The sequence below is a fragment of the Pseudoalteromonas rubra genome (genome assembly GCF_000967655.1).
GTDB lineage: Bacteria > Pseudomonadota > Gammaproteobacteria > Enterobacterales > Alteromonadaceae > Pseudoalteromonas > Pseudoalteromonas rubra_A.
This window is the reverse complement of record NZ_JXYA01000047.1, coordinates 64,313-89,614: the sequence shown is the minus strand read 5'-3', so window position 1 is coordinate 89,614 and position 25,302 is coordinate 64,313. Positions and strand designations below refer to the sequence as shown.

Below are 25,302 nucleotides of genomic sequence, written 5' to 3'. Positions count from 1 at the left end.
TAACTATGTGGATAAAAAATACCCCTCTCGAAGGTCGATATATTCGATTAGAGCCACTTTCAATGGAGCATGTTGAGGATCTGCAACATGCTGTGGAGGATGGCCAAAGCTGGAAGCTCTGGTACGCGAACGTGCCCTCACCGGAGCAAATGCAAGGTTATGTGCAAAAGGCACTTAGTAAGAGTACGGACGATCAGGTGACTTATGTCGTCAGGTCGGTTGCCAGCGGCCATATCGTTGGCACTACGCGCTACTATGATATTAAACCTGAACATAAGCGCGCTTCAATCGGTTATACTTGGTACAGTGCTGCGGTGCGTCGTACGCCAGTGAATACCGAAGCAAAATTGCTGTTGATGGAAAACTTGTTTGAACATTGTGGTGCGCTCTCGTTAGAATTTAAAACACACTTTTTCAATCATGCGTCACGCAGAGCCATCGAGCGCCTGGGGGCAAAACTGGACGGGGTGCTCAGAAGCCACCAGATCCTGGCAGATGGCTCCATTCGCGATACGGCGGTCTACTCAATTCTGGCCAGTGAATGGCCGGCCGTGCGTAACCACCTCAAAGCTAAACTCACAGCCCGTTAAAACGGGCTGTTCAGTTGATAGCGTTGCCCACCCACTTTGAGCTCCTTAAATCTTGGCTCGGCCAGCTCAAAGTTGTCTGATCTGAGTGCATCAAGCAGATCCTGTGATTGCCTGTCGTATATTTTTTGTTCCATATAGCCACTTTGCCAGCCCAGTTTGCCATCGATCACACCGAGATAAAAAACCCGTAGCTCGACTCTTTGTTGAGTACTGGCGACAAACAAATACTCAGGTTCAGGTGTGTTATCCAGCTGAATGGGTTTAAGTAGCAATTCCGTAGCGTCATCAAACAAATGTGTATTGTGCCTGGCAAAATTTTCCAGTGCGTTTTGTAATGCTTGGGGCAAGGCCTGCTTTTCATCCTCAGACATTTCGATGAGTGCCAGCAGGGTTTGCGAGGTCAGGGGCTGCGTTTCCAGAGCCAGTGCGGTGTCGATCCGGCGTTTTAGTTGCCCGTCGCTGACTTCCTGCTGCAGTGCCTCAAGTGCTTGCAGCCCTTGCTTACCGAGCTCGTTCGCCAGATAGCGAGGGTCGAAATCAGCAGGCTGAGTGATGCCCGTTTTTAGGCGTTCTATCTGAGAGGCAACACTCAAGCCTCGAAAGTCCAGCAAAGGTGTTTGGGTCGCTATCAACAGTGCAAGCAAAGATAAAGTCACCGGGCGGTTAATCGTGCTCAGCCGGGTGTGCCAGCTGGCTTTATACGCAATTAGTTGCCAGACATAGCCTAAGCAAATCGCCATGCTGATAAGCGCGATAAGTACCGCCCACAGACGAGCAAGACTTAGCCCATACTGCTCAATTCTGAGCTGTAACCCCCAACCACTGAGCGCCAGGTAGCAGGGCAGCAGAACCAGTCCCAGCGCGATAAAGCGCCGATACCACAGGCGCTGTGCCAGTGCGTCTTTAGCCAAATTCAGGCACAACACTATGGCGCCGACCAGCACAAAGATAAGCGCACTGCCACCATTTTTCCATAGGGTTTCCAGCTCGCTAAATGACACCGCGATGATAAACAGCAAGGCCACGGCAACCAGCACGGGCAACAATAAGGTGGCAAAGTTACGGCAAATGGCGAACAGCTGACTGGCCAGGTTACTGCGACTACGGGCCTGGATCACCCCAATGGCCTGGCTTAATGTGATGGCCGGGTAGTAAAACCAGGGTTCTGAAAACAGCTCGGTAAAAAAGCTGATCTCAATAACCTCAAACAATCCGGCCCAGAGCATCAACAACATCAGCACCGACAGAGTGAATAACTGCGCCGCTGCAAAGACTAGCAAAAAACGCCCCATGGCGCGGCTTAAGGTGTCGTAGTCGGGCAGCCAGTTTTCTTTAGCGTTTTGGGTTATCCAGGGAACGAGCAGCACCGAGGCCAGGAAGATAATAAGTGGGTAAGGCCAGGCTTGCGAGGGCAAAGGTGCGCGCTCGGGTAACAGCTGGCTGCCAATGTAATAGCCGCACAGCGTGAACAGCAGTGCATACATGCCGAGCTGAGTGTAAAAAGCACGCTTGAGCTGAGTAAAACTTGAATAAATGAGTGTTGAGGGTAGAAATACGACTAAGGAGTATGCCGCAAACAGCCAGTGTGGTGACTGCGCCGGCCAGAATTCGAATTCAACAGACTGATGCAGGATGATCAGTAAAAAGCTCTGCAACAGAGCTGCGAGTAATAATTGGCGTGCGCTCAGTAAATTTCCCATAGATGTCTCTCAATATCAGATCCTTGTGCCTGTCATTTAAACTTAACAGCACTTAAATGCAAGTAAAGAATGGGAAAAGTGGCTTTATATGGCACTCAACCAGATCTGCATGCGTCACTCTTTTAAGGCCGCCCAGTGCGGCCTTATAATCTCAGCTTACTCCTCACCTTCCGTGTTGTTAGCGGTTGGTGCAGGAGTGTCTGTCACTAATCCCTGACCATCTCGGACGTTCTTCTGAACTGCTATCGCAGCATACAGGCTCATTAGGTACGCGATACCATAAAAGCCCTTTTCACTGAGCAGTAACTCGGCGCGCCACAGGGCAAATACCAGTAAGACGATGGCCAGCACGGTGGAGACCAGGCTCAGTAAATAATAGATATTTGAGGTCGGGATTTGCTCCTGCCGGTCACGAATACACTTTTGTAGTGATACGGCAGAAAACAGGCCATACAGCAGGGCAATCAGGTAATAGCCTTTTTCATTTAAGGCCATTTGTGCATTGAACAGGCCAACCAGGTAACAGGCAATGCCAATCAGCAGGACTGCTATCGAGGCCAATCGAAATGCTTTACTTGGTGCATAAGCGGTTGAATGCGTCATAATCTGTTCTCCTAAAGCGGGTATTTCAAATCAACCGGTCCATCCGGTGTCAGCACGGTGCTGTGCGCCAGCAACTGATTGTCGTTCAGGTATTGGGCGATAGCGCGGAAGGTCGTAGTTTTGACCTTACCCTGGTGGTCGCTACTGTCGATGCCGTCGTTAAAGAACGCGCCCAGCGCCAGTTTAAAGCGGCTGACATTGAGTATTTGCGGCTTAAAATAGGCCCGCGTATTCACTTTGAGCTGTGCCATGTCCGTGGTGTTATATAAAGCTGCATTGATCACATTCAGCGTATGCTCGGTGCAGTTCTGTTTTTGGTTATTAAAGGGGTTAGCCACCACCGAGTAGCGCGGATTGTGGACCTTTTCTGGCACCCCCTGTGCAATGGCGTTTAGCAGCTTTTGTTGCAATGCCCGGTTGGGTATCGCTATGGCCGCTTTAAGGTCATGTACTGACCAGAAAAAGTCCGCCGGGTAATCCACAATTAGCTGACTCGTGCCGGGGTCGTCGCTCAGCTGATATAAATTGTGAATGGCATAACCTTGTTTCTTCTCGCCATCGGTGGTTGTGAGTTCGGAATACACCGCCAGTGCGACATGGGTAAATTCGATGCCCTTAGGCAAGTCTTCCAGTGCTCGACCAACCCGGCCAATAATAAACACGTGTGCGCCCTGGGCTGCGGCATAACGCTCGACCTGTTTGGCAAACTGAGCAATCTGGTTTGCTTCAAAGCGAGCTTCGCCACCATTCTGGCTACCTGCAAAAATGTGTGTGCTGGCACATATTGCTGCGGCCATACACAGTCCTTGTATCCATTTCATTGTTACAGCTCCTCGTTAAGCGCCTGCGCCGGTGCAGGTCCTGCAATTAATACATCGTCACAAATAGGCAAAGGTTTTGGGCTGGCGGCGTCAGATAGGTCTGCGGCGACCTTGGTACTGGCCATACCTACTGAAATTGCACCGAACCCGACTACTGCAACGGGGATAGCAACTGCAATCATAGACACTTTTGCGCCTTCAACGGCGCTTTCACCTACGCTAAGTGCGCTGTACTTACTGGCCTGACTACCATGATGGCTGGCCTGTGATGCATGGCTGTCATTGGCCATTGCCTGCGTACAGACCATGCCTAATAGTGCGGTACACAAAACTGAACGAAGTAAGTGAGTCATGTCTTTCCCTCCTGGTATGCAAACCATCTGGCTTGCGTTGACTTGTTTTCCAATTTAGCGCAGGGATTATATTTGTATACTAAAATTTAAGATGTATAGTAATTAGAGACTGTAAGTATAGGAATATAATACTTTGAGCCAGATCCCATTAATTACTTCAACACTTAAACAGCTGCTGAAGCAGCACAAACTGACTTATAAAGAGGTCGCCAGTGCGCTGGATATGAGCGAGGCTAATATTAAACGTGTGTTTGCCACCGAGCAGTTCAGCCTGCAACGACTCGAGCAGATCTGCGACCTGATGCAGTTGTCTTTGGCCGATTTGTTCGAGCTCGGTGAGCAAAAGCAGTCGCTGGTGAGCCAGCTCACCCAGGATCAGGAGCAGGAGTTGATGGAAAACCCTAAACTGTTTTTGGTGGCCGTGTGCGTACGTGATGGTTGGCAATTTGAAGACATTGTCTCTCAGTATCAAATTGATGCGCTCGATTGCATTCGTCTACTGGCACGGTTAGATAGCCTGAATATGATCCAGCTGTTGCCCAATAATCGCTATAAATCGCTGGTTGCGCAGGATTTTCGCTGGATCCCCGGCGGTCCGCTAGAGCGCTTTATTGAACAGCAGGTGTTGACCAAGTTTTTACAGGGAGATTTTAACCGTGAGGATAGCTTTCGGTTTTATTTACGCGGCAGCTATAGTGAAGCAACCATCAGTGTGGTGCGACGTCGTCTGGAGCAGCTCACTAAAGAGGTTGCTCAGCTTAATCAGCAGGACGCCCGTTTGCCGCTGAATAAGCGCCAGAGTGTTGGCCTGTTTCTGGCCATGCGTCCCTGGCAGCTGGGGCTGTTTAACGATCTCAGGCGCGAAGACAGGGCAGAAGCAACTGAACAAAGCGCAAAAACCTCGCAACCATGATTTATTTTATGTACTTAAATGGGTACACTTTAAATCATAACTTATATCTTAAAATGGCTTCGGGCCCCGGGATAGCATGATAGATGTCACCTTATTACCTCTGTTTTTCACGACCATCTTCTTTTTGGTGATAAGCCCCGGCCCCGATCTTTTGCTGTTATCCAGTTACTGTGCAACGAAAGGATTTCGGGCTGGGGCATATATTGCGTTGGGGATCCTGCTTGCAGGCTTTGTACAAACGGCATTGGTGGCTTTTGGCCTCGGCCAGATAATGCAAACCATGCCCCTGGTTGCGTTGGCAGTTAAGTTAATTGGTGCTGTCTATCTGGCTTATCTGGGGGTGAAAATGTTACTGCATTGGTACAAACATCGCAGTATGACCCCTTCTCAGGATAAAACAGATTTGGCCGACATGGGCCTTAAAGGCGCTGAGTTGATAAAGCGAGGGTGTCTTAATAATTTACTTAACCCCAAAGCGCTGTTGTTCTTCAGCTTGTTTTTACCTCAGTTTACCACTGCGGATCATGATCTGAGTACGCAATTAATCACGCTTGGATTGATGCTCAGTGTGTTTGCATTTGTCGTTAATCTATTGTTTGCCGCTGCGTTTAGCAATCTGGCGAAAACCATAGCAACACGCTTTAAAGGAATTAAACGTTGGGCGGTTCATCTTGACGGTGTGCTGGGCACCTTGTTTATTGCGTTATCAGCACGTCTGGCACTGAGTAAGTAAAACGTCATTGTATGGTAATAAGCAATAATTAAGATGGCCTGAAAAAGGAGAGACTCTAAGCTTTTTTAATTTTATCAATGGTTTGAATAAATTATTTTAAAACTGTCTGGGGAGGAATTTTTTATGTCCCATAGATAGCAAAGTGAATTTATTTGTAAATGACACGATATGATTGATTAATTTTTTCTAATTATTTAGTATTGCACACGTTTGGCTCCAAAAGTAGAACAATAAATAAACAATAAAACATTGCCACCAGACAATGTGACTTGATGGACCTTTATGGAATTTGATACAACACTGACTCAGTCTGCGCACTACCTTAAACAGGCGCTCCCCATTATGATCCGTAATCGGATCCCACTGACACCACTGAATTATTCAATTTGTTATTGTTATGTAGTGGGGTCGCAGCCCGAACTGAATGTTGAGTTTGATCAGATTTTGGCCCGCTATCAAAGTTGTCCACCACATCTGGCCAGAGAGTTATTTGACAAGTACCTTTCTCAGCAAGATTTGGCCTTGTTTCATGAAATTTCTCATTCTTTCCAGGGCGCCATAGATCAAGTCCAAAATGGTATTTGTGAAACCCTGGAATCCTCACAGGACTTTTCGGCTTTTCTGTCAGAGTGCCATTATGGATTGCATAACCTGAAAAAGCGGGGCTCGGAGCAAGATCCGCGTGCCTACGATGAAGTACTGGAATACGTGTCCCGGCTAACCCGCGAAGCCGTCGCCATGCAGCAAAATGCATTGGGCTTTCAAAATAAGTTGGAAGTCGCTTATGACGAAATCAAGCTACTCAAAGAAGCACTGTTTGCCTCACAGCGAGAAGCGAATACCGATAAACTCACGGGGCTGTTAAATCGCGGTAAGTTCGATGAGGACATTGTGAGCTTCTGCGTTCACCCGCGGAGTAAGCAGAAGGTGTTGATATTTGTTGATATCGATCATTTTAAGCGCTTTAACGACGATTTTGGTCACCAAAAAGGTGATGATATTCTTCGCAAGGTGGCTGAAAAACTGGCACATCATGCCCAAGGTCGCGGCGATGCCTATCGCTATGGCGGTGAAGAATTTTGCCTGACTTTGTCACTGAGCAGTGTCAGTGAAGCGGTCAGTTTTGCCAATATGGTTCGTCAGGATATTCGCAAGCTTTCGGTTAAAGATAAAAAAACCGGTGAGCCTATCAGGCAGATCACAGCCAGCTTTGGGATAGCGTTATACAAAGACGGTGCCCCCTGGCAAAGCTTGGTTGAGCTGGCTGACAGAGCCTTGTATCTGGCCAAATCTCATGGCCGGGACAGGGTTGAAGTTGCCGGCTAACCGTCGGCAATTGCCATTGCTCTGTCTGAAAACTTCGCTACCAGCCCTGCCTCAAAATTTCTTCATAATTCCTATTACCCAAATTACAAACGTTAATAAAAGTTTAATTTAAATTCTCTTTGTGGTTGATTTTTGATCATATACTCATTAGCTTATTATTCGCTTTAACTAAAAGGTCAGACGTCAGATGAGTGCTGTTTTTGCACAGTGATACCTAAGGGAACGTCCCAGGTATAGCAATATTGCACGGTGGCATAAATCTGAAGACTGGTCACAGAACACAATGATATTAATAGGATAAAGAGGAAATTATGCAGCACAAAATCAAATACTTTCTGCGTCTGTCTTGGCTCTTCCTGCTAAGTTCGGTGGCATTTAATACGTTTGCAAGTGGTTATAAAGTTGTTCTTATTCACGGTCTTCAGACCAGCCAGATTACGTCTGGTTACCCCATTGATGTACCCGCCGATGGCGCGTCTTACTGGTCTGAGTTTTGGGCGCAGCATGCGGATGTTCGCATTGACTGGCCGGCGCTGGAGCGCATTGAAGGCAAGATTGCCAGCGATTATGTATGGCCTAAGCTAAAGCAAATGTCACAGCAGGGCACTTGTCAGCCGGGTTGTATTTTAGTGACTCACTCTACGGGCGATTTGGTTGCTCGTTATCTGTTAGACAATCAGGCAAACTGGCTTGAAAATGCCGGCATGACACCGCTGAATATTGTCGCCACGTTTGATATCGCCGGTGCCGGTGGTGGCAGTGAGCTGGCTGATTTGGCCGTCAGTGTGGCGCAAGGCACAGCGGGCCTGAACCCATTGCTAGAGGCCGCTATTACGGCCTGGCTGGGCGGCTCCGTTGAAGGCCGCTTGGGGGTCCTTAACGATCTGAAAGTGAACAACGCCAGACAAATCGCGGCGTTACCAGAAGCAAGAACGCCCAGGCTGCGTTTTGTTGCCGATGGCACACTGTTTTTGGGTGCAACCAAACTTTTCCTTAAAGGCACCGACGACAGTGTTGTTGCAACCCACTCGGCGTGTGGCGCGAGCCGTGCCGATAACTTTGGCAGCTGTAGTGCCAGTATCGCAACCAGCGGCAAGTTAGCCTCTCAGAGCGATGCCGTAAGCGGGTTTATGCCACATCACTACCCTATGCTGATGAGTGATAAATACGATCACTTCTCTGTGATCAACGACCGTGCAGAAGGCAAAGTGACTGCGGCTCTGACCAGCAGACAGCTGCTTGATGGCAAGGTCGTAAACTTCAACACCTATAATGAAGAAACAGGTGCCTGGTTCTGGAAAAGCACCTATCGTTATGTTGAAAACTCAGCAAATAACAGCCTGTCTCGCCTGATGCTTAATGCTATGCCATAGGAGAGACAGGTATGAAGCCCCGAATGTTCATTATTCTGATGTGTGTGGCAATCGGGCTTGGTTACTGGTGGCTCAGCGATGACGCTGAGCCCATTCAGCCTGGTGCTCAGGCCAAGTCGCAAGTGCCCGCAGAATTTCACAAACCAGTACAAAAGGCTGCAATCATCGCGGCTCAGACCAAACCGGACCCACAGCGAGAGCGTCATATGCCCGTTGCCATGACGGAGGCGGCAGCGCAAGTCGCTGATTTGTATGCACAGCAGCTTCAATATGCGCCTTACTCCCAGCCGCTTACACTGGCTGATGCCGACAGGCTGACGCCCAATCATTTTTATCCAGTCACCATTCCCACGCAGAACATTGAGGAGGTATTGACGCTCAAAGTCAGTCAGTATCGTTTTGTTTATCCAGAGCCGATAGAGATAGTACTGACTGGGAGTGATATTTATGGTGCCAGCGTATCTGTCAGCGAAGTTGAGAGCAACAAAGTGCTGACTGCCCAAAGCCTGATAGAGCAAGAAGGTCGCTATTTTGCCAGCATATCCGCAAAGAAAGACTTTCCCCGGGAATTGCAACTGACTGTTCGCGCGCATGTCAGAGGAGATGAAATCCCGTTGGTGGCGCAGGTTCAGTATATGCAGCCCAGTGCTGAGCTGCTGAATCTTGAGCAGGCGCGCGTGCAGGGGAGCGATCTGCTGGTTGACGCCAGACTGAAGGTGCACGAAGCCGGTATTTATCGGATCAGGGCAAATTTGTTTGCAGGCGATCAGCCCTTGTCGCATGCGGTTGCCAGAAAACGTTTAAGTGAAGGTGTGCAGACTCTGCCACTTAAAATTCACCAAAGCGTGTTACCAGAGCAGGCAACAGGATTAAAACTGACCACCTTTGTGGTGGAGCGCATGTCTGGCTCGCCGCAGGAAAAAGCGCGTTTTGGCCGCAGCCAAGTGGATACGTATTCGCTGGAGAGCGTGGATTTGTCAGATCTGCAAAGGCAGCCCTATACACCCAGTGCACAAGAGCAACAGAAACTGGCGTTTTTGAAGCAATTAGGCAAGCAGTAGTGTAACGGGCGGGAAAGCGCAGAACGCGATGGCTGGATAACTCATTGCGCAGCTCGTTTCTCTGCCTGTAACTTGAACAGGGCTCAAGCGCTTTAGCAACAAGCTCTCGTTGCCAAAAATCACGTATCAGTGAAGTCAGTAATTGTCTTTTCTCTCATCTGGCCTGCTTGAACCCCTTGGCATTGTTCGCTAGGGTGTTTGTTTCTAATATGGTAATGATGAGTTATGTGCTATTTAGGTGTTGTAATGAACCCATGTAAATCGTCCGGGTCACCTTGTTGTTGCTATGATATAACAAATTAAGGAGTGAAGATGATCACAATTAACAGGCTTAGCGCTACTTATATTGATGCGGTTGAGTCCATTCAGCTTGCCCCAGAGCAGCTTCGCTTTGCCGGCACACCGCAAGAGTTTCTGAGCGAACGCTGTGAAACCACACACCTGCATGTTATTTGCAAGCAAGAGACAGTGGTTGGCTATTTTAAACTGGATCTAGCCTATGCCGACAAATACACCTATTGTCCCAGCTCAGCGCTCGGCTTACGCGCCTTTGTGATCGACAATCAGTATCAGGGACAAGGTTTGGGAAGTGCGGCGATGAGGGCCCTACTAAGTTACCTGGCGCGTCACTATGCCCAGTATCGTTGGCTATATTTGGGCGTTAACTGCGAGAATCCCGGTGCCTACGCGTGTTATAAAAAAGCCGGGCTGAGCGTGTGTAAAGAAAAATACTTAGGTGGCCCTGCGGGTCCGCAATACATTATGTATAGTGAAATCTGCCTTTCACGAGCTTAAACCACACACAGCGCTGTCATGGCAAATACCTTAATCACTCTGTGAGTGCGATAAGAAGTTTTTGATTTAAGTGTCTATACTTACGTTTTGTCACCGGCTTAAAAGTCGCTTCAAGGACGTCTGATGTATGAGTACCAAATATGTGGTGATTGTATTTAGCGCGCTGATAGCGGTATTTTTGCTCCTCGCCGCTCAGTTTTACTTTTCTGATCCGCATCGCCACAGTCAGTCTTCGGTCTATACCAGTTTAGAGCTTGTCAGTTATGAACCTCAATGGGTTGATGCGGCTATTCAACCGCTGCCGCGGATAAAGCAATACGATGTAGGCTGGGTGCAGCTTGGCAAAGCCTTGTTTAAAAGCCCGCTACTTTCGGCCGACAACACCACTTCCTGTGCATCCTGTCACGATTTATATAACGGTGGAGACGATGGTTTTCCCGTTTCGGTGGGCATAGATCAGCAACTGGGCAGTCGCAATGCGCCCAGTGTTATCAATGCCGTGTTTAATTTCAGACAGTTTTGGGACGGGCGCAGCGCGGATTTAACCAGTCAGCTGCCATTGCCTATCCACAACCCGTTAGAGATGGCGAGTAACTGGCCTCAGGTGATAGGCAAACTAAATCAGCAGCCGCACTTTGTAAGCAGCTTTGAAGCTTTATCGAGTGATGGGATCACAGCAGAAAACATTACGAAGGCCATAGTGGCCTTTCAGATGTCACTGGTCTCTGAAAATACCCCCATTGATGCCTATCTGCTTGGGGATAAACAAGCGTTAAGTGCAAAACAACAACGCGGCTATCGCAAATTTGTTGAGTTTGGCTGCGTGACCTGTCATCAGGGGCGCAATATCGGGGGCAATATTTATCAGAAAATGGGTCGTCTGGAGAGTATGCCCGGTGAGCTTCTGAACGATTTTGGCAGATATCAGCTGACCCGCAATGAGCAGGACAAGTTTGTTTTCAAAGTACCGAGTTTACGTAATGTCGCCAGCACTGGCCCGTATTTTCACAATGGCTCGGTGGCGCAATTGTCGGACGCCATTCGGTTGATGGCAAGAGGGCAGCTGGGGCTTGAGATCAGCGATGAGGATGTAGCTGATCTGGAAGCCTTACTACATGCTTTTTCCGGCGAACTTCCGAGGTCATTGAAAGAGTGAAATATATTATTGAAGTCACAGTACTGTTGCTGATCTGGTGGACCGGCACTCAGGTCATTGAGCAATACCAGCAGCTGCAAAATACCCAGGCAAAAATGGCACTAAAAACGCGGCTCAACCGGGCAACGACTGAGCTGTCGCTCGAGACGCTCTCTGCGATGGACAGTAACATTTATCACTTTGACCGACATGCGCAAAAGCAACTGGAGTTTGAGAGTGTATATAATGAGCTGACGTCAAAGCACTTACTGAGCGAAGAAATGAGCCAGGCGGTTGCGCGGTTTCACGATGCGATAGATACCTATATGCAGCTGGCCTCAATGCTTAAGACCTCTTATCGTTATATCGCAAAACAGGAGCTTGAAAAAAGCGCGTTTTCGGCGCAGGCACAAACCGTGGTGAGTCACAGCGCCGCACTGGTGTCTAATTTGCAGGTGACCAATTCGCACGCGGTTATTAAGCAGGTACGAGAGCAGCTCGCGCGCACTATGACCTCGCTTGAGCAATTTGAACAGGAAGACCGCAGTTTCAGGGTCATGCGTTTGCATATCGCTTTCATTCTGGAAAACGCGCTAACGGCTTCCAACTTACTGGTGCCTGTGCAAAATAGCACACTGTCAACCGCGATCCTGAAAGACACCCAGCAGCTTGGTGAGCAAGTCGATGTTGTTTACTGGCAGATGATACAGTCGATTTTTCTCTTTTTACTGTTGGTTTTTACGCTGGTTGTTATCGTGTTATTACGCCTGATGAGCGGCCTTAAAAAAGCCAATGCACAGGCTAACCAGGCAGCCGAAACCAAGTCGTTGTTTTTATCCAATATGTCTCATGAGATCAGAACGCCAATGAATGGGATTATGGGTCTGACAGATATTCTGCTGGCGACGGAGCTGACCTCAGTACAAAGAAATTATCTGGAGAAAGTGCGCTTTTCAGCCAATGCACTGACGACCATCATTAACGATATTCTCGATTTCTCAAAAATCGAGTCTAAGAAGCTGCACATTGAGCAAACCCCTTTTCAGTTTGAAGAGTTGCTGGATAACCTGAGATCTCTGATCACACCCATAGCCAACACCAAAGGGGTGAAACTGATTTTTGATATCGACCCCCAGCTCAGCGAATGGTATGTCGGCGATCCGGTTCGTATTAATCAGATTATGCTAAACTTTGCGTCTAACGCCGCTAAGTTTACCGAAGAAGGGGCAATTACACTCGGTGTGCACCGGCAACCTAAAGATGCCACCAGTGATTGGGTTGAGATTTCGGTCAGTGACACCGGCATAGGTATTGAGCAGGACAAAGTCGCGCAGCTGTTCGAGCGTTTTACTCAGGCCGAGTCTTCGACCACACGGCGCTATGGCGGCACCGGGCTGGGCTTGACCATTTGTAAATTGCTCGCAGAGCTGATGCAAGGGGAGATCACCGTCAGCAGCGAAGTTGGTGTTGGCTCAACGTTCACGGTTCGTCTACCGATGGCAACACTCAGCCAAGCGCCGGTGGCAAACGAAGCGGCAGATAAAGTCGTACTGGCAGGTTCGATACTGATCGTTGAAGATGATCCCATATACATGGAGGTCAGCGTCAATATTGCAACTTCGGTTGGGCTGACGGTCGCGCGTGCGCACAGTGGCGCCGAAGCCGAAGCGCGGTTGTCATCCGAAACCTTTGATATGCTACTGCTTGACTGGGTGCTGCCAGACTGTGAAGCCAATGAGCTGTTAGAAAAACTTGAAGCCCTGGGGATATTGCCCAACAGGGTGGTGATTTACACCGCACACTCAGAGCAAAGTATAACGCCTGCGGTTGATTATCCAATTCTCTACAAGCCTCTGTTAAAAAAAGATTTGATCAGTATTTTTATCAAAGATGAGGCAGGCGATAACACGGCAACTCAAGAGCAGACGCCCTCAGTCAATTCTGATGAATCACCAGAGGCCACACAGACGCGCACATTCCGGATCTTACTGGTAGAAGACAATGATATTAACCGCATAGTGGCCACCAAACTCCTTGACCGGTTTAATTTAGAGATTGTGGTGGCAGAAAATGGCCAGCAAGCCGTTGACGCAATCAAAGCCTGCGATGGCGCGTTTGATCTGGTTTTAATGGACATTCAGATGCCGGTAATGGACGGCATGGAAGCCACTCGCATTGTGCGGCAAAGCTTTGATGCGTCACAGCTCAAGATCATCGCCTTAACGGCCAATGTGATGCAAAGTGAGGTCGAAAAATACCAGGGTATTGGTATGAACGATCACCTTGGCAAGCCATTTAAAACCGATGAGCTGGATAGAATTCTGAATCGGTATTTGTTCAACGTGGATAAAGTGGAATGCTAGTTCGCAATGAGGAAGAGGCTCAATTGCTTTATTGAATTTATGGGCGAACCTTCATTATGTTTTGCAGGGCACGCTATGTGCCCTGCAACGTGAGATTTACTTTACAAAGTACAGTAATTCGTCCTGCTGGTAGCGAGAGCTTTCGTTATTGCCGTAAGGCCAGACATCGAATCGAGTTTTGGAGTTTGGAGCCTGAATAACAGAGGCACCCTGATAGGTGTAAGTTGCTGCACGCGTTGAATCTTTGTCTCCTAATATAACACCTGAGAAGTCCCATGATACATCACAGTTGGTGTCCTCATGGTGCCAAATTAAACCATAATCTCCCAGCGTTGACAGCTCAGCCAGACTTTCATCGGTGTAAATATTCCGGCAGTTTGCATTGTTCATTTTTGCCTGATAGACCTGAGTAATGCGGCCATGTTCATCTTTAAACATCATGCCGCCCGAGACGGTTTGTCTTAGCGCTTGCCATCTTTGCGCCTTCATAACCGAAAATTCAGCAGGTGAGACGACTTCCCCTTCCTGTATATTCTCTATGTTGTCTTTGTGATTTGCGAATAAGGTCCACCCTCCGCCCTGATAATCCATATCACACCAGACTTTAAAGGGGTCGATACCAAAGTTTTCACCATCCGGATCAATAAGATAAAATCCAGTACTGGCAACCGGCAACTGAGTTTTGATATCTAGGCAGTTACGACCTGTTGGAGAAAGTGTGTCTTCAATTTTATCCAAACGCTTGATCACGTTTGTGTAGTCGTTGCGAACAGCCAGATACTGATTTTCCAGCTCGGCTACTCTCAGTTGCAAAGATTGGATCTGTTGCTGCTGTTGCGCTGAGGCGTCAGAGATGCTCTGAAGTTGCTCGTCTACATAGCGCTTTGTCACCAAGTGAGTTGGTTGCAAAGGATCATCGGCAATGGCGTTACCAATAACGTGGAGCGCTTCACCGGGAGAAGTTGTACCAATACCTACTTGTTTGAGCGTTGTGACACTGGTCGATGACTCCTGCCAGTCCGTATCCGAGACAATTTGTGGGTCTGCGGGCACCGGCTCTTGTGTATCTGCATGAGCTTGACAGGCCATAGCCAGAGTTAATGCGATTGTGATGGCGCTGAATTGATATTGTGTCTTCAAAGTAGTGCTTCCTTATTAATGTGATAAATCCCGAGCGTCGTATTGTATCGGTTATAAATACAATATTTAACTAGATATAGTCGTTATTTTACCGCGCAAATGTAGGGGGAGGGACACATTCCCCTCGCGTTATATTATCCCTGCAACAACAAAAACACCCCAAATAAAGCAATCGCACCGCCGCAGAGCATGGCTCTGGTTACGGCCTCTTTGCGGATCAGGCTCAGCGTCATTACCATCAAGGGGGCGGTTGCGAAAATGGTTTGCGCAATGGCCGGATCGGTGTGGTTAACGGAGATAAGCTGTAACCACAGCCCGATAAAAGTGCCAAAAAACACCGCCACGAATAACCAGCGTTTTCCTGACAGCTGTCTGAGCGTGAGTGCTTTGTTGAGGCTGTGTGATTTCAGGCAAGCGACCAGACAGGCAACAAAGAAAGTGCCCGACGCAAGGCGGATTAAGGCAGCCCACAAACTGCCGATGGATTCATTATTTAAAGCGCCTTTGGAGAGCACCATGCCAGCGGCCTGACAGGTTGCGGCACTCAGCGCAAATGCGATGCCCAAAAAGTAATGCTTTGGATTGGGAATGGGCTGCGCTTTGCCAGGTTTTATCGCCAGCATCACGCCAAAAGTGGTCACTAGAATACCCAGCCAGGCAACCGGACCCAGATAGACGCCCAGGATCAACATATTCAGCATACCCGCAATCGCAGGTGCCAGGCTTTCTACTACCAAGGTGCGCGCCGGGCCGATATTTCTGAGTGCGGCAAAGTAGGCGCTGTCGCCAATGGCAATACCGAGTACGCCACTGGCGATAAGCCAGGCCCAGCTCGATAACTGGGCTGGGTAGCCGGTGTCCTGAACAAGGAGCAGACATAGCACCATCAAGGCTGAAGCAATCACGCCCTTACTGACATTCAACTCGAACGGACTCAGGTGGTGGCTAAAGCGTTTGTACAGCAAAGTTGAAAACGCCCAAACAAATGCCGCACTGATGGCTGCCCCTTCGCCTATTCCAATCATCTTATTATTCTTCTGCTGAGTTAAAAGCGGCTAGTATACATAAACCAAACGAAAGAGACAGGGATGCAACCTTTGCTAAGTAAAACTCTTGAAAGAGTGACGAAAACAGAGTGAAGTCGTGATGAACTGCGTTTATTTTCGCAGTCTTTTACAACTGCTGGTCGCTTGCATCGCGTTTGCCGGCTTTCTGGTTATTGCCTGAGCACGCGGGTCAGTTGAGCTTATATTTGGCAAGCGCTGTGAGGGATTTCCTCACTGCGCTGGCAGATCATAAAGCCCGAGCCGGTAGCTTTAAACAGCTAGCTACTCTGCTGATTAATCGGGCCTTGCCTTAGTAAACGGTGCTGTGATCCCGCTATACTCGGCGCTGCCAAGGCGTGCCAGTGGCGCGGCTTTGTCGGCGTGCACTTTAATCCGCTGTTTGTGGTCCAGCTCGGTTACTTTATCGCTCAGGTACAAACTGACTATTTTGACAAACACCAGTTTTTGCGGCGTATCGCCTATCTCCTGTACTTCATACAGCTCACACCCATAGGCGATATCGCAGTGGGCTATCCGCGGCATGCTAAAGCCGTTAAATTCAGCCAGTGCGATGTTGTTTGCTGTGACCTCAGACTCGCCATGGGGCAAGGTCGCGGCTGTTTGCGTCACTAACTCCGCATCCTGCTCAGAGGCTATGTGGATCACACAGCGCTGTGTGGCTTTGATGTTTTTCACTGTGTCTTTGATTTCTCCGCCGGGCTTTTTTCCGGCTGAAAACATCAGCAAAGGCGGGGCGCTGGATACCGCCGTAAAATAAGAAAAGGGGGCCAGATTGTAGTTTTGCTCGCCCGACTCGGTTAACACCCAGGCAATGGGCCGTGGGATCACGGTTTGAGTCATCAGGTGATAAATCTGGGTTGGCGAAAAATCGGCAAAGTTCAGTTCCATAAGGCAAATCAGGCAAAGTAAAGGGACAGATATGGTGCCACACTAACTATCAGCTTGAAAGATGCGTTACACTCACGCCATCCGTGTTTTGGTTTGTTTTGGATATGTATATAAATCGCCAACCCCTTAATACCCGTTTGCCTTTGGTGTATCACCCTAACTATTCATTTAGTTTCGACCCAAATCATCGCTTTGTGATGAGTAAATTCGCCAATTTATATCAGCAGGTGAAGGCATTGGGGTTAATTGGCGACAATCTATATCAGCCTCCACTGGGGTCGCCAGAGGCACTGGAAACGGTGCACTGTGATACCTACCTGTGGGACTTATGGCGCAATCAGCTGGATGACAAAGCCATGCGCCGCATTGGTCTGCCCTGGTCGGAACAACTGATGGCACGGACCTTTACCGCCCCGCTTGGCACACTGAAAACGGCCGAGCTGGCGCTGCAAAATGGCATTGCCTGCCATCTGGCCGGGGGCACCCACCATGCGCATTATGACTTTGGATCTGGCTATTGCATGGTGAACGACTTAGCCTTTACCGCCACAACCCTGATAGAGCAAGGTAAGGTAAATAATGTGCTCATCTTTGATTTGGACGTTCATCAGGGGGATGGCACGGCAGCCATGCTTAAACACCACCCTTACGTATTTACCTGCTCCATCCATTGCGAAAAGAATTTTCCGTTTCGTAAACACCAAAGCGACCTGGATATTGGCCTGGCGAACAACCTCAAAGATGCCCAGTACCTGAGTATTGTAGAAGACACACTAAAAGGGCTGCTGAGTGATGTAAATCCGGATCTGGTACTGTACGATGCCGGTGTGGATATCTGGGAGCACGATGGCCTGGGCAAACTGGATATCAGCTGGCGCGGCCTGGAGCAGCGCGATGCTTTGGTGCTCAAAACCTGTCAGCAAGCCGGCATTCCGGTTGCTACTGTGATTGGCGGCGGCTACGACAAAGATCACCTGCGCCTGGCTCAGCGCCATGCTATTGTGGTTGAGCAGGCGGCATTGCTGTAACCCAGAGTTTTGTCCATTTTTCACCTCTGATTTGAATAAAAAGTAAATGGACTATTTTGGGCCAAATTCAGGTAGTTTAACGCCTTGATAAAAATAGGCTTATAAATAGATTCATAAAGTGCCTAGTTTTCGTTTCTTATGTTAAAAATTGGTTGCTTGTGCGCGTTGTTGGGTGGTATTTTTCGCTCACAGGATAAGGAGAGGGTACAAGTGTGTGAATAACATAACAAGAAGGAACAAAACAGAAAGATTCAGACGCTACATTCAAAGCTCGGTCAGGCGGATGCGCCTGGAGCGAAAATGGTCTCAGGCCACCCTGGCTAAAAAGCTTGGCGTTGATCAGGCCACCATCAGCAATTATGAGTCCGGTAAAACCGATATGAGCAGTGTGCAGCTGTTTGAGGTATTTTTATTATTTGGTAAAGATCTGACCAATGCGTTTGATTTTGCTGAGCCGAATTCAGATGAGGTTCGAGAGAACGAGCAGGAGAAAGAGTAATGTCTATGTATGATATTTATACTATTGCTGATTATACTCACCCTATTTTTATTGCGCTTGGATTACTGTTTTGCTGGAAAGTACCCACAGCACGATGGTTCTTGCTTTCTTATGCAGTTGTTGTCGTTTTTAGCTTCATCGTGTTTCCTACTATAATCCAGTGGAGAACACACTACTATTTGGCACAAGCGCTAATGAGTATTTCGTTTCTACTACCAATTTTCTATCGCAGAGATCTGGCTTTGCTGCTTTACAACAGGACAGGGCTTAAGTTTTATAAAGTAGTATATGAGAAGCAGACTCTTTCCGCTCAAGAGTGCACTATTTTTCTATTAATTGGTCTGACAATTATTATGGACCTGGTCACTTGGTTGGAAGTCCTTGCTTATAAATATTCCTGGATTGATAACGCATATATAAAGTTATACTTGAGAGACAACTTTATAATGGTCGCCCAGTTTTTTGTTGGTGGGTGCTTTTTAAGTTATGCATTGAAGGCTGAGTCGAGGGAGCGTAACTTCGAAAAGATTGAACAAGCAGAGAAAGGTTACGACGATTAGTCTCCTTGAGATTCGAGAGATCTCTATTTATGTGCATGAATAAAGGTATCAACCATTAGTGAACTTAGAGCAAAGAACAGCTCCCTTTATTGATATCAACACCCTTGTCATCCCGGGCGCTTGCGACCCGGGATCTACTTAACGCCACTCGGCTCTCTAACCGGGCGGATTAAATAAAGTGTGATAAGTGCTCTGTGTACTTATATCCAGCGGTTAGCACTGATGCAGCCCCGGACCCGACTCACTTTACCCAGCGCGCTGGCTATCCACCAGTTGTGCCAGTTCACTGCGGCTGTTTATCCCTATCTTGTCGTAAATTCGGTATAAATGATTAGACACGGTTGAAGGAGCTACATTCAGCTGTTTGGCAACTTCCTTAAAAGTCAGACCCTTACACACCCATTCAACAATTTGGCGTTCGCGCGGGCTCAGGGTGTCGAGCGGACCGGGCAGTCTGAGCGTAACCATAAACAGCTCACCAAGCGCGCGAAACGAAACCGCCAGATTATTAATCTCCACGGTGGTTTGGTCTTTACCTATCGCAAAGGGCAGAGTCACCCCGGTACGGTTGGGAAAATACTCATTCAATAACGCGACAAAGCGCGGCTGCACCTGGTGGAAACACCCGTTACTGTCGCAGATGGCAGACGTAGCCTGATCCTGGGTTTGTTGCAGCGCATTGCCAACGCGCAAATGCAGAAAAAAGGCGTGAGAGACGGCGTTAACCAGATGAAATACCAGTCGCTCCTGCAACTGGCGCTCCTGCTCGGTAAACACCTGTTGACGGTCGAAGCGATACAAACTGATCAGTGAATACAGGCCATTGTCCTGATCAAAATGACCCGCAGCCAGAATGCGCTCAATGCCATAGGGTTTAAACAATTTTTGATATAATTCAGACTGATAAAAGGCATCATCGGCGATGACATCCTGCATATTGACCGGCTTGCCGAGGTTATTGATCACCGCTTCTTTTATCGGATTAATGGCTAATGTTTGTTGCAAGTGGTGGGCATATTGCTCGTCTAAACCAAGATGACAAACATAATGAAAGTGAATATCTGCACTGTTGCCGCTGCCCCAGAACGCGGCGTCAAAGTCGATGACTCTGGATAGTTGCTCGAGCGCCCAGGCCCGGTAATTTTCCGGCGCAATACGCGTGGCCTCTCGATATAAGGTGCTGATAAAGGCTTCTGAGCCTGAAGCCGCACGGTTTAAATGGGTTGTCATAATGTTATTTTGTCCGTGTTGTTATTCTTTGTTGCGCACGGGCTGTGAGCGGGTAGACAGTCAGATTATCAGACGCGTTTAGGTTAAATCTACTATTGGCCAACGTCGCGTGGCTGTTCACTATGAGCAGTCATGAATTTGCAGGGGCCAATATGAAACCCAATTATCAGCTTTCACCGGAATTATTAGATAACCGCACCCAGTTCAGTGCGCCGTTTTTTCAGCGTTTTGCACTTCGTCATGACCACGCACCACTGCAATTAAATGCCAGTATTAGCAAAAACTATTTGTTTCCTACGCTCTACGCTAATGTCAGCTGCGCGATTGGTGTGTTTTTGTGTGACTACCAAAAGGCGCAGGCATTGTTGCCACACCCGAAGATGAAACCGGTGGCCATGCCCAAAGGGCGGGCGCTGGTGACGTTTTCATGCTATCAGTATAAGCAGGTGTTAGGTATGGCACCTTATAATGAAATTGCCATGACGATCCCGGTGATGGTTGACGCATCCCTCAATGTGCCGGTTTTGCCAATGGTGGTGCCCGGTTTCAAAAAATTTGGCTTTTATGTGTTTCATATGCCGGTTACCTCACAAGAGAACCGCATTCGCGGCCAGCAGATCTGGGGGTTGCCCAAAGCCGTTGAAACAGTAGAAATCGCAGAAGACAACCAGTTCAGCACAATCCGGGCTTATGATGGCGAGGACAAGCCATATTTTACCCTGCGGGTGCCGACGCAGGGCAAGGCGACGGCGTTTGATGTTTCGTCCAACCTGTATTCTCTGCGCGATAATCGTTTGCTGCAAAGTCCTACCCATTTTAAGGGTAGCTTCAGGGTGAATAAATACCTCAGCCGGTTATGGAAAAAAGGCGGGGATGACCCCAAAATGTTGATCCTGGGCGATGGTCCTAAGGCGCAGATGCTTAAGTCGCTGGACATTGAGCCGCAGCCGTTTCAGTTTCGTTATGCCGCAACAATGAATGCATGTTTTGATTTGCCCAATGTGGATTATGTGTCACCGCTGGGGTTGGGCTGAGGACTTGATATCGTGGCCAGATATGGCCAAATGGATAACCAGGCCATGCAGAGGTGGCCTGGTTGGTCAGTTTGTTATGTTGCCAGCTTATTTGACGGTAAAGGTTCGGCTTTTGCCTGAATAACTCTTTATGTTTCCACCCCAGCCGCTTTTCCAGTGGCCATTGTGTTTTATGCGATAGGTACCGGCGGGCATGGCCGCATCTATGGTCCATTCCAGCTGTGCGAACGAGCAGGCCATACAATCCGCTGCGGTATCGCGGATCCAGGTAAATTTGGTGCTCAGATCGTTATCGGTTAAAACGGTTGACCAGCCGCCATTTTCATAGCGCTGCACTTCCATAAAGCTCGACATGGTTTTAAAGTTATTCTGAGGGTGGCCGGAGCGAAACTTCACCTTAACCGTGTTACCACGTACGTAACTGCTGTTGGCATCATTCCAGGTTTGCCCGAAAGACTCCCACAGGCGTTTATCATCGTAAACCACCCCAATGGCATACACTTTTTGTTTGTTTGACCAATCCAGCGGGCTGGGACCACTCGCGACAGGTTGGTTGTTTACCATAGCGCTGGCAAGAGCGGCAAAAATCTGACGGTAAGCCGCCAGGCTGTACTGACCAAACAAAGTATGTGCGCCCTCGTAATACTGGATCTGATATTCTTCTTTGGTGGTGATATAGCCACCATAAGCATTGGCGAGTCCGGCAAATACCACAGTAGTGATCCCGCGAGGAGCAAGGGCTGCCTGCAAGTCATTGCGCAGGCGGCGCGCGGCCATGGTGGTCATTTCTCCTGGGATACCCACAAGCGCCATATTGCCAATCTGAAAGAGCTGAAACGGCAGTGTGTCGGTATAGAGGTGTGCGCTGCTGCCCAGCTGAGTCGGCAAAAAGGTAGGTTTGGGATACTGACACGCCTCATGTGTTTTGCTGCCCAGTACATTTTTATCGAACCCGAGCAGGCCGCCAAAATCGTTAATGAACTTAAACGCCCCGCCTACCGCGCCGATCACTGTAGTGCGATCCCAGCTTGACCCTTCGTTGTCCTGGGTCATACCTTCAAATACACCCGACTGACCAGACGGCCCGTCATAGGTGGCACCCGCTGTCATCGAAAAACCAATCGCGCCTTCACACAAAGACTGAGAACCGTTGCCGGTGTAGTGCCCCGAGATGCTCAGGCCGGGTAATTTAACGTACTGAAAGCGCACGTCTAATGCACCACTGAGGGTGTCTGTTGCGTTGTTATACAGGCTCAGTGCTTTGTTATATTGCTTATTTGCAGATAACGCTACGTTGGCTTCATTATTACCCGCACAGCCATTTTCAGGGCCGCACACATTGGGCGATACATCGCCTTCTTCACTGTTGGCAAAGGCAGCAACAAACTGACCCGACAGCGGCCAGTTTGCGCCTTTTTGCTTTTCAAATAACTGTGCAGCAACGCCTTTGTTATCGCCCGTAATAAGCCGCTGGCTTTGATTGCTCGACACATTGTGTACACCAAACCAGTTGATCATGCCAATCTCCTGGCCGTTGCTTCGTACTAGTTTTAACAGCGTCATGGTTTCGTTGACATTGGTTGAGTAGTCTCCCGCATCCGGGTTCTGGTTATAGGCGGTGGGGTTGCGGTTAACCGCCGTATTCGATAACTGGCCCTGATTAATATGAATGCTGCCAGCGTCGCGGCTTAAAAAGGCATTACGGATAGACAGGTAGATACCGTTGACTATAGTGTTGTAATTGTCTTCATCATAGCCAAGGGCACTCATGTTCAGCATGATGTTGTGATCATAACCGCCTGGCCCTACATGGACATGGGTTGCACTGAGCATCACATTGTTTTGATTGAAAAAAGGCGCCAGTACAGGATCGCTTGCCACCTTTTTGAGCACACCCTGATGTACCCCTTGCGTAATGCTTTGTAAGTCAGCACTGACAAATGAGATGAATTGACTGGTGCCCGGTTTGCCAATCACAAACGCACGCGACCACAATCGCGTATGTATGCCTTTCGTGGTTTGCCCAACGTCACCATATCCCACCATGCCACGGTCGGCGGCCGGTCCGGTAATATCGTAGATCCCAGAGCCAATGAGCCAGTCATTGTTTGCTTTGGCGCCCAGGCTAAAAAGTATTAGCGCTAAGCCACTGAATTTAATCAGCCATGTTTTATATCTTGCGTGTAAAGTAGCCATACCAATCCCTCAGCCAGGCCCAAAAGCCCAGCTGTTCGCTATTTTTGTTAAGGATGTTCCCCATGTGAAAATGGGCGTATTGATACTCGCGAGATCAAGAGATATTAAAACCTCTTTGATAATTTAACGAAATAGTAATATTGACCTAACAACTAGGTTGGTTTCTTGCTTTGAGCTGTGTTTGAACAGCTTTTTGCTGCAAAGGAATAGCTTTGCTAATGGGGTTGCGTCCCAGTTCAGAAGGCCGGGAGCCTAACTGCACATGCAAGCCTCAGAGTTGGCTGCAACCTCGTTAAGGCCGTTTTCAGCCAGGCTGTGCAATGATTAAAGCGTTTTGAACCTATTATTCATGTTTAGCGCTGAATAATGACCGTCATTGTCGAGGTATTGGAATCGTATTATGAGCCTATCTAAGCAAGTTGTAACAGAGCATCTCAAACGGTCTTTTTCACTGGTATTTGCGTTAATTTTTTTATTACTCGCACTCGCTATCGTTGTGTCTTTGATCAGTAATATCTATGCCTCCTTCCTGGCAGGTGAAGAAGTGATGCAGATTTTCCTTAACTCAATCAATACCGGCATTATTGGTTTGGCTGTATTTGAGCTGGCAACCATTATCAATGCTGAATACGCAGAAGTGCGCGAAACCAGCTCTGAAGAAGTGTCGGGCATTCAGCGTGCACTGCCAAAGTTTGTTGGTATGGTGTGTGTAGCGCTTTCGCTGGAAGGGTTGATCATGGTGATTAAATACAGTCAGCTTGAGTTGGCAGGCAATTTATATTACCCGGTGGCAATTATTACCAGTACCGCCATGTTATTGGCTGCCCTGGGTTTGTTTATCTATCTCACCAAAAAGTCGTCCTAGTTGGGTACTTTGAAATTGCGCCTTCAGCAATTTGTCACGAGCCGATGGGCTTTATACCGCGGCCCGTCGGCTAATTACTGTCGCTCATTTATCGCTGGACCAGGCTGAACCAGTTCCCTGAGTTGTCTACACCCATTGCTTCAATGCCGTATAGCTGCTCTGTGGGCGGTTGCATAAATTCCACGCCTTTGGCGACAAGTGCGTCGTACGTTTGCTGGCAATTTTCCGTTTCGAAAACGCCCGCGCCAAATGCACCTTCTTTGACCAGGCTACGGATTTTATCCGCCGCGTCTTTGCTGAACATGGGGCCCTCTTTAGGCTCGGCCAGTACCAGCTGAAGCTGAGAGTTCGATTTCGGATAAACCGTCAGCCATCGAAAACCGCCTTCTACTTTCATGTCATCACCAACTTCGAATCCGAGTTTATTCTTATAAAAATCAAGTGCTTCTTCCTGGTTAAGGACATAGATTGTTGCATGTGCTATGGATGTGATCATGGTTATATTCCCTATTGAAAGTTCACCTTTATTGTATAGATAAAATCCAGCGAAGGTTTCTCCAATATTGCGCTATTTGCCTAAAAAGTGAAATGCGTAACAGGCAGGAATGGCCCGCGCGGGAAAGCAAAATGGCTCAGCCGACAAAGCCCACAACTTGCGCCGATACAAAGTTGGCGCCATACCCGTTTGTTTTAAAAACAACGAAGAAAAGCTTCCCAGACTGGTGTAACCCACATGCTCGCACACCTCCGAAATACTATAATTTTCTGTGATCAGCATTTTTTTAGCCTGCTCAACTCTAAGCCGGATCAAAAATTCGTTGGGCGTTTCACCATAAGTATGCTTAAAAACACGTAAAAAATGGTAGGGCGAGAGATATGCCTGCTGCGCCATATCAGCCAGGCTAAGTGGCGTTTGAAAATTGTCAGCAATATAATCCCTGCCAGCTTTCAACCTGGTTAATTTGTAGCTTGTAGCCATAACAATTGACTCGCTGTCCTTTTAATAATGCAGCGAGATTAGCCTGAGCC

At 48.3% G+C, this 25,302-nt stretch carries 25 protein-coding genes; 14 read left to right on the top strand and 11 right to left on the bottom strand.

Annotated elements, in window-relative coordinates; translation table 11 throughout:
- Positions 1-5: 5 nt before the first annotated feature.
- Positions 6-590 carry a GNAT family N-acetyltransferase gene (locus TW77_RS18895; RefSeq protein WP_046006533.1) on the top strand — a complete coding sequence of 195 codons (585 nt, stop codon included), beginning with the start codon at positions 6-8 and terminating at the stop codon, positions 588-590.
- On the opposite strand, the gene TW77_RS18890 is transcribed toward TW77_RS18895, so the two are convergent.
- From TW77_RS18890 to TW77_RS18875, 4 genes are all read right to left on the bottom strand, one after another.
- Positions 587-2,290 carry a DUF4153 domain-containing protein gene (locus tag TW77_RS18890; RefSeq protein WP_046006532.1) on the bottom strand — a complete coding sequence of 568 codons (1,704 nt, stop codon included), beginning with the start codon at positions 2,288-2,290 and terminating at the stop codon, positions 587-589. The genes TW77_RS18895 and TW77_RS18890 overlap by 4 nt on opposite strands.
- A 156-nt stretch (positions 2,291-2,446) precedes the next feature.
- Positions 2,447-2,893 carry an inner membrane protein YiaA gene (yiaA, locus tag TW77_RS18885; protein WP_046006531.1) on the bottom strand — a complete coding sequence of 149 codons (447 nt, stop codon included), beginning with the start codon at positions 2,891-2,893 and terminating at the stop codon, positions 2,447-2,449.
- A gap of 11 nt (positions 2,894-2,904) precedes the next feature.
- On the bottom strand, positions 2,905-3,714 hold the full coding sequence (locus TW77_RS18880) for a DUF2145 domain-containing protein (RefSeq protein ID WP_046006530.1): 810 nt from the start codon (positions 3,712-3,714) through the stop codon (positions 2,905-2,907).
- A 2-nt stretch (positions 3,715-3,716) separates the two neighbouring features.
- Positions 3,717-4,067: a hypothetical protein gene (locus tag TW77_RS18875; protein WP_046006529.1), complete on the bottom strand. Its 351-nt coding sequence runs from the start codon at positions 4,065-4,067 to the stop codon at positions 3,717-3,719.
- A 133-nt stretch (positions 4,068-4,200) separates the two neighbouring features.
- Here TW77_RS18875 and TW77_RS18870 point away from each other — a divergent pair, with 133 nt between their 5' ends.
- The 8 genes from TW77_RS18870 (at position 4,201) to TW77_RS18835 (ending at position 13,766) form a co-directional block, all read left to right on the top strand.
- Entirely contained in the window at positions 4,201-4,980 is a 780-nt protein-coding gene (locus TW77_RS18870) for a helix-turn-helix domain-containing protein (RefSeq protein WP_046006528.1), read from the top strand.
- A 76-nt stretch (positions 4,981-5,056) separates the two neighbouring features.
- Positions 5,057-5,713 (top strand): LysE family translocator, encoded by a 657-nt coding sequence (locus TW77_RS18865; RefSeq protein ID WP_046006527.1) that lies wholly within the window; start codon positions 5,057-5,059, stop codon positions 5,711-5,713.
- A gap of 282 nt (positions 5,714-5,995) precedes the next feature.
- Complete coding sequence (locus TW77_RS18860) at positions 5,996-7,039, top strand: GGDEF domain-containing protein (protein WP_046006526.1); 1,044 nt, start codon at positions 5,996-5,998, stop codon at positions 7,037-7,039.
- Between the two features lie 311 nt (positions 7,040-7,350).
- On the top strand, positions 7,351-8,412 hold the full coding sequence (locus TW77_RS18855; RefSeq protein WP_046006525.1) for a hypothetical protein: 1,062 nt from the start codon (positions 7,351-7,353) through the stop codon (positions 8,410-8,412).
- An 11-nt stretch (positions 8,413-8,423) separates the two neighbouring features.
- Positions 8,424-9,473, top strand: a complete 1,050-nt coding sequence (locus TW77_RS18850; protein WP_156158709.1) for a hypothetical protein — start codon at positions 8,424-8,426, stop codon at positions 9,471-9,473.
- A 312-nt stretch (positions 9,474-9,785) separates the two neighbouring features.
- Positions 9,786-10,268, top strand: a complete 483-nt coding sequence (locus tag TW77_RS18845; RefSeq protein ID WP_046006524.1) for a GNAT family N-acetyltransferase — start codon at positions 9,786-9,788, stop codon at positions 10,266-10,268.
- Between the two features lie 127 nt (positions 10,269-10,395).
- Positions 10,396-11,424 carry a cytochrome-c peroxidase gene (locus TW77_RS18840; protein ID WP_046006523.1) on the top strand — a complete coding sequence of 343 codons (1,029 nt, stop codon included), beginning with the start codon at positions 10,396-10,398 and terminating at the stop codon, positions 11,422-11,424.
- Complete coding sequence (locus TW77_RS18835) at positions 11,421-13,766, top strand: response regulator (protein WP_052713271.1); 2,346 nt, start codon at positions 11,421-11,423, stop codon at positions 13,764-13,766. Before TW77_RS18840 ends, TW77_RS18835 begins: the two co-directional genes overlap by 4 nt.
- A 96-nt stretch (positions 13,767-13,862) precedes the next feature.
- Here the strand turns inward: TW77_RS18835 and TW77_RS18830 are convergent, their stop codons facing one another.
- The 3 genes from TW77_RS18830 to TW77_RS18820 all read right to left on the bottom strand — a co-directional run bounded on the left by TW77_RS18830 (position 13,863) and on the right by TW77_RS18820 (position 16,861).
- Positions 13,863-14,906: a fibrinogen-like YCDxxxxGGGW domain-containing protein gene (locus TW77_RS18830; protein ID WP_046006522.1), complete on the bottom strand. Its 1,044-nt coding sequence runs from the start codon at positions 14,904-14,906 to the stop codon at positions 13,863-13,865.
- Between the two features lie 134 nt (positions 14,907-15,040).
- Complete coding sequence (locus TW77_RS18825; protein ID WP_046006521.1) at positions 15,041-15,931, bottom strand: DMT family transporter; 891 nt, start codon at positions 15,929-15,931, stop codon at positions 15,041-15,043.
- Between the two features lie 315 nt (positions 15,932-16,246).
- Complete coding sequence (locus tag TW77_RS18820) at positions 16,247-16,861, bottom strand: flavin reductase family protein (RefSeq protein WP_046006520.1); 615 nt, start codon at positions 16,859-16,861, stop codon at positions 16,247-16,249.
- A gap of 104 nt (positions 16,862-16,965) precedes the next feature.
- On the opposite strand from TW77_RS18820, the gene TW77_RS18815 reads away from it, so the two are divergent.
- The 3 genes from TW77_RS18815 (at position 16,966) to TW77_RS18805 (ending at position 18,948) form a co-directional block, all read left to right on the top strand.
- Positions 16,966-17,889: a histone deacetylase family protein gene (locus tag TW77_RS18815; RefSeq protein WP_046006575.1), complete on the top strand. Its 924-nt coding sequence runs from the start codon at positions 16,966-16,968 to the stop codon at positions 17,887-17,889.
- 214 nt (positions 17,890-18,103) lie between these two features.
- Complete coding sequence (locus TW77_RS18810) at positions 18,104-18,388, top strand: helix-turn-helix transcriptional regulator (RefSeq protein ID WP_240479521.1); 285 nt, start codon at positions 18,104-18,106, stop codon at positions 18,386-18,388.
- Complete coding sequence (locus TW77_RS18805; RefSeq protein WP_240479520.1) at positions 18,388-18,948, top strand: hypothetical protein; 561 nt, start codon at positions 18,388-18,390, stop codon at positions 18,946-18,948. Before TW77_RS18810 ends, TW77_RS18805 begins: the two co-directional genes overlap by 1 nt.
- 246 nt (positions 18,949-19,194) lie before the next feature.
- Here TW77_RS18805 and TW77_RS18800 read toward each other — a convergent pair whose 3' ends face one another.
- Positions 19,195-20,178, bottom strand: coding sequence for a helix-turn-helix transcriptional regulator (locus TW77_RS18800; RefSeq protein WP_046006518.1), 984 nt, complete (start codon positions 20,176-20,178; stop codon positions 19,195-19,197).
- A gap of 152 nt (positions 20,179-20,330) precedes the next feature.
- On the opposite strand from TW77_RS18800, the gene TW77_RS18795 reads away from it, so the two are divergent.
- Positions 20,331-21,212, top strand: coding sequence for an acetoacetate decarboxylase family protein (locus tag TW77_RS18795; RefSeq protein WP_162197970.1), 882 nt, complete (start codon positions 20,331-20,333; stop codon positions 21,210-21,212).
- A gap of 87 nt (positions 21,213-21,299) precedes the next feature.
- On the opposite strand, the gene TW77_RS18790 is transcribed toward TW77_RS18795, so the two are convergent.
- A complete protein-coding gene (locus TW77_RS18790; RefSeq protein WP_052713270.1) occupies positions 21,300-23,408 on the bottom strand; it encodes a neutral/alkaline non-lysosomal ceramidase N-terminal domain-containing protein in 2,109 nt (702 codons plus the stop codon).
- 400 nt (positions 23,409-23,808) lie between these two features.
- Between TW77_RS18790 and TW77_RS18785 the strand changes: the two genes are divergently transcribed.
- Positions 23,809-24,273: a hypothetical protein gene (locus tag TW77_RS18785; RefSeq protein WP_046006516.1), complete on the top strand. Its 465-nt coding sequence runs from the start codon at positions 23,809-23,811 to the stop codon at positions 24,271-24,273.
- Between the two features lie 88 nt (positions 24,274-24,361).
- Here the strand turns inward: TW77_RS18785 and TW77_RS18780 are convergent, their stop codons facing one another.
- Together TW77_RS18780 and TW77_RS18775 are read right to left on the bottom strand one after the other, a co-directional pair.
- Entirely contained in the window at positions 24,362-24,769 is a 408-nt protein-coding gene (locus TW77_RS18780) for a VOC family protein (protein WP_046006515.1), read from the bottom strand.
- Between the two features lie 72 nt (positions 24,770-24,841).
- The gene (locus tag TW77_RS18775) at positions 24,842-25,252 is read right to left on the bottom strand and encodes an AraC family transcriptional regulator (RefSeq protein WP_046006514.1); all 411 of its coding nucleotides are present in this window, start codon (positions 25,250-25,252) and stop codon (positions 24,842-24,844) included.
- Positions 25,253-25,302: the final 50 nt, after the last annotated feature.

Coding starts and splice junctions, on each gene's coding strand:
- TW77_RS18815 (WP_046006575.1), top strand. CDS start 16,966: ATGTATATAAATCGCCAACCCCTTAATACCCGTTTGCCTTTGGTGTAT.
- TW77_RS18785 (WP_046006516.1), top strand. CDS start 23,809: ATGAGCCTATCTAAGCAAGTTGTAACAGAGCATCTCAAACGGTCTTTT.
- TW77_RS18840 (WP_046006523.1), top strand. CDS start 10,396: ATGAGTACCAAATATGTGGTGATTGTATTTAGCGCGCTGATAGCGGTA.
- TW77_RS18775 (WP_046006514.1), bottom strand. CDS start 25,252: ATGGCTACAAGCTACAAATTAACCAGGTTGAAAGCTGGCAGGGATTAT.
- TW77_RS18895 (WP_046006533.1), top strand. CDS start 6: ATGTGGATAAAAAATACCCCTCTCGAAGGTCGATATATTCGATTAGAG.
- TW77_RS18790 (WP_052713270.1), bottom strand. CDS start 23,408: ATGGCTACTTTACACGCAAGATATAAAACATGGCTGATTAAATTCAGT.
- TW77_RS18860 (WP_046006526.1), top strand. CDS start 5,996: ATGGAATTTGATACAACACTGACTCAGTCTGCGCACTACCTTAAACAG.
- TW77_RS18805 (WP_240479520.1), top strand. CDS start 18,388: ATGTCTATGTATGATATTTATACTATTGCTGATTATACTCACCCTATT.
- TW77_RS18825 (WP_046006521.1), bottom strand. CDS start 15,931: ATGATTGGAATAGGCGAAGGGGCAGCCATCAGTGCGGCATTTGTTTGG.
- TW77_RS18880 (WP_046006530.1), bottom strand. CDS start 3,714: ATGAAATGGATACAAGGACTGTGTATGGCCGCAGCAATATGTGCCAGC.
- TW77_RS18890 (WP_046006532.1), bottom strand. CDS start 2,290: ATGGGAAATTTACTGAGCGCACGCCAATTATTACTCGCAGCTCTGTTG.
- TW77_RS18820 (WP_046006520.1), bottom strand. CDS start 16,861: ATGGAACTGAACTTTGCCGATTTTTCGCCAACCCAGATTTATCACCTG.
- TW77_RS18875 (WP_046006529.1), bottom strand. CDS start 4,067: ATGACTCACTTACTTCGTTCAGTTTTGTGTACCGCACTATTAGGCATG.
- TW77_RS18795 (WP_162197970.1), top strand. CDS start 20,331: ATGAAACCCAATTATCAGCTTTCACCGGAATTATTAGATAACCGCACC.
- TW77_RS18845 (WP_046006524.1), top strand. CDS start 9,786: ATGATCACAATTAACAGGCTTAGCGCTACTTATATTGATGCGGTTGAG.
- yiaA (WP_046006531.1), bottom strand. CDS start 2,893: ATGACGCATTCAACCGCTTATGCACCAAGTAAAGCATTTCGATTGGCC.
- TW77_RS18780 (WP_046006515.1), bottom strand. CDS start 24,769: ATGATCACATCCATAGCACATGCAACAATCTATGTCCTTAACCAGGAA.
- TW77_RS18850 (WP_156158709.1), top strand. CDS start 8,424: ATGAAGCCCCGAATGTTCATTATTCTGATGTGTGTGGCAATCGGGCTT.
- TW77_RS18855 (WP_046006525.1), top strand. CDS start 7,351: ATGCAGCACAAAATCAAATACTTTCTGCGTCTGTCTTGGCTCTTCCTG.
- TW77_RS18800 (WP_046006518.1), bottom strand. CDS start 20,178: ATGACAACCCATTTAAACCGTGCGGCTTCAGGCTCAGAAGCCTTTATC.
- TW77_RS18865 (WP_046006527.1), top strand. CDS start 5,057: ATGATAGATGTCACCTTATTACCTCTGTTTTTCACGACCATCTTCTTT.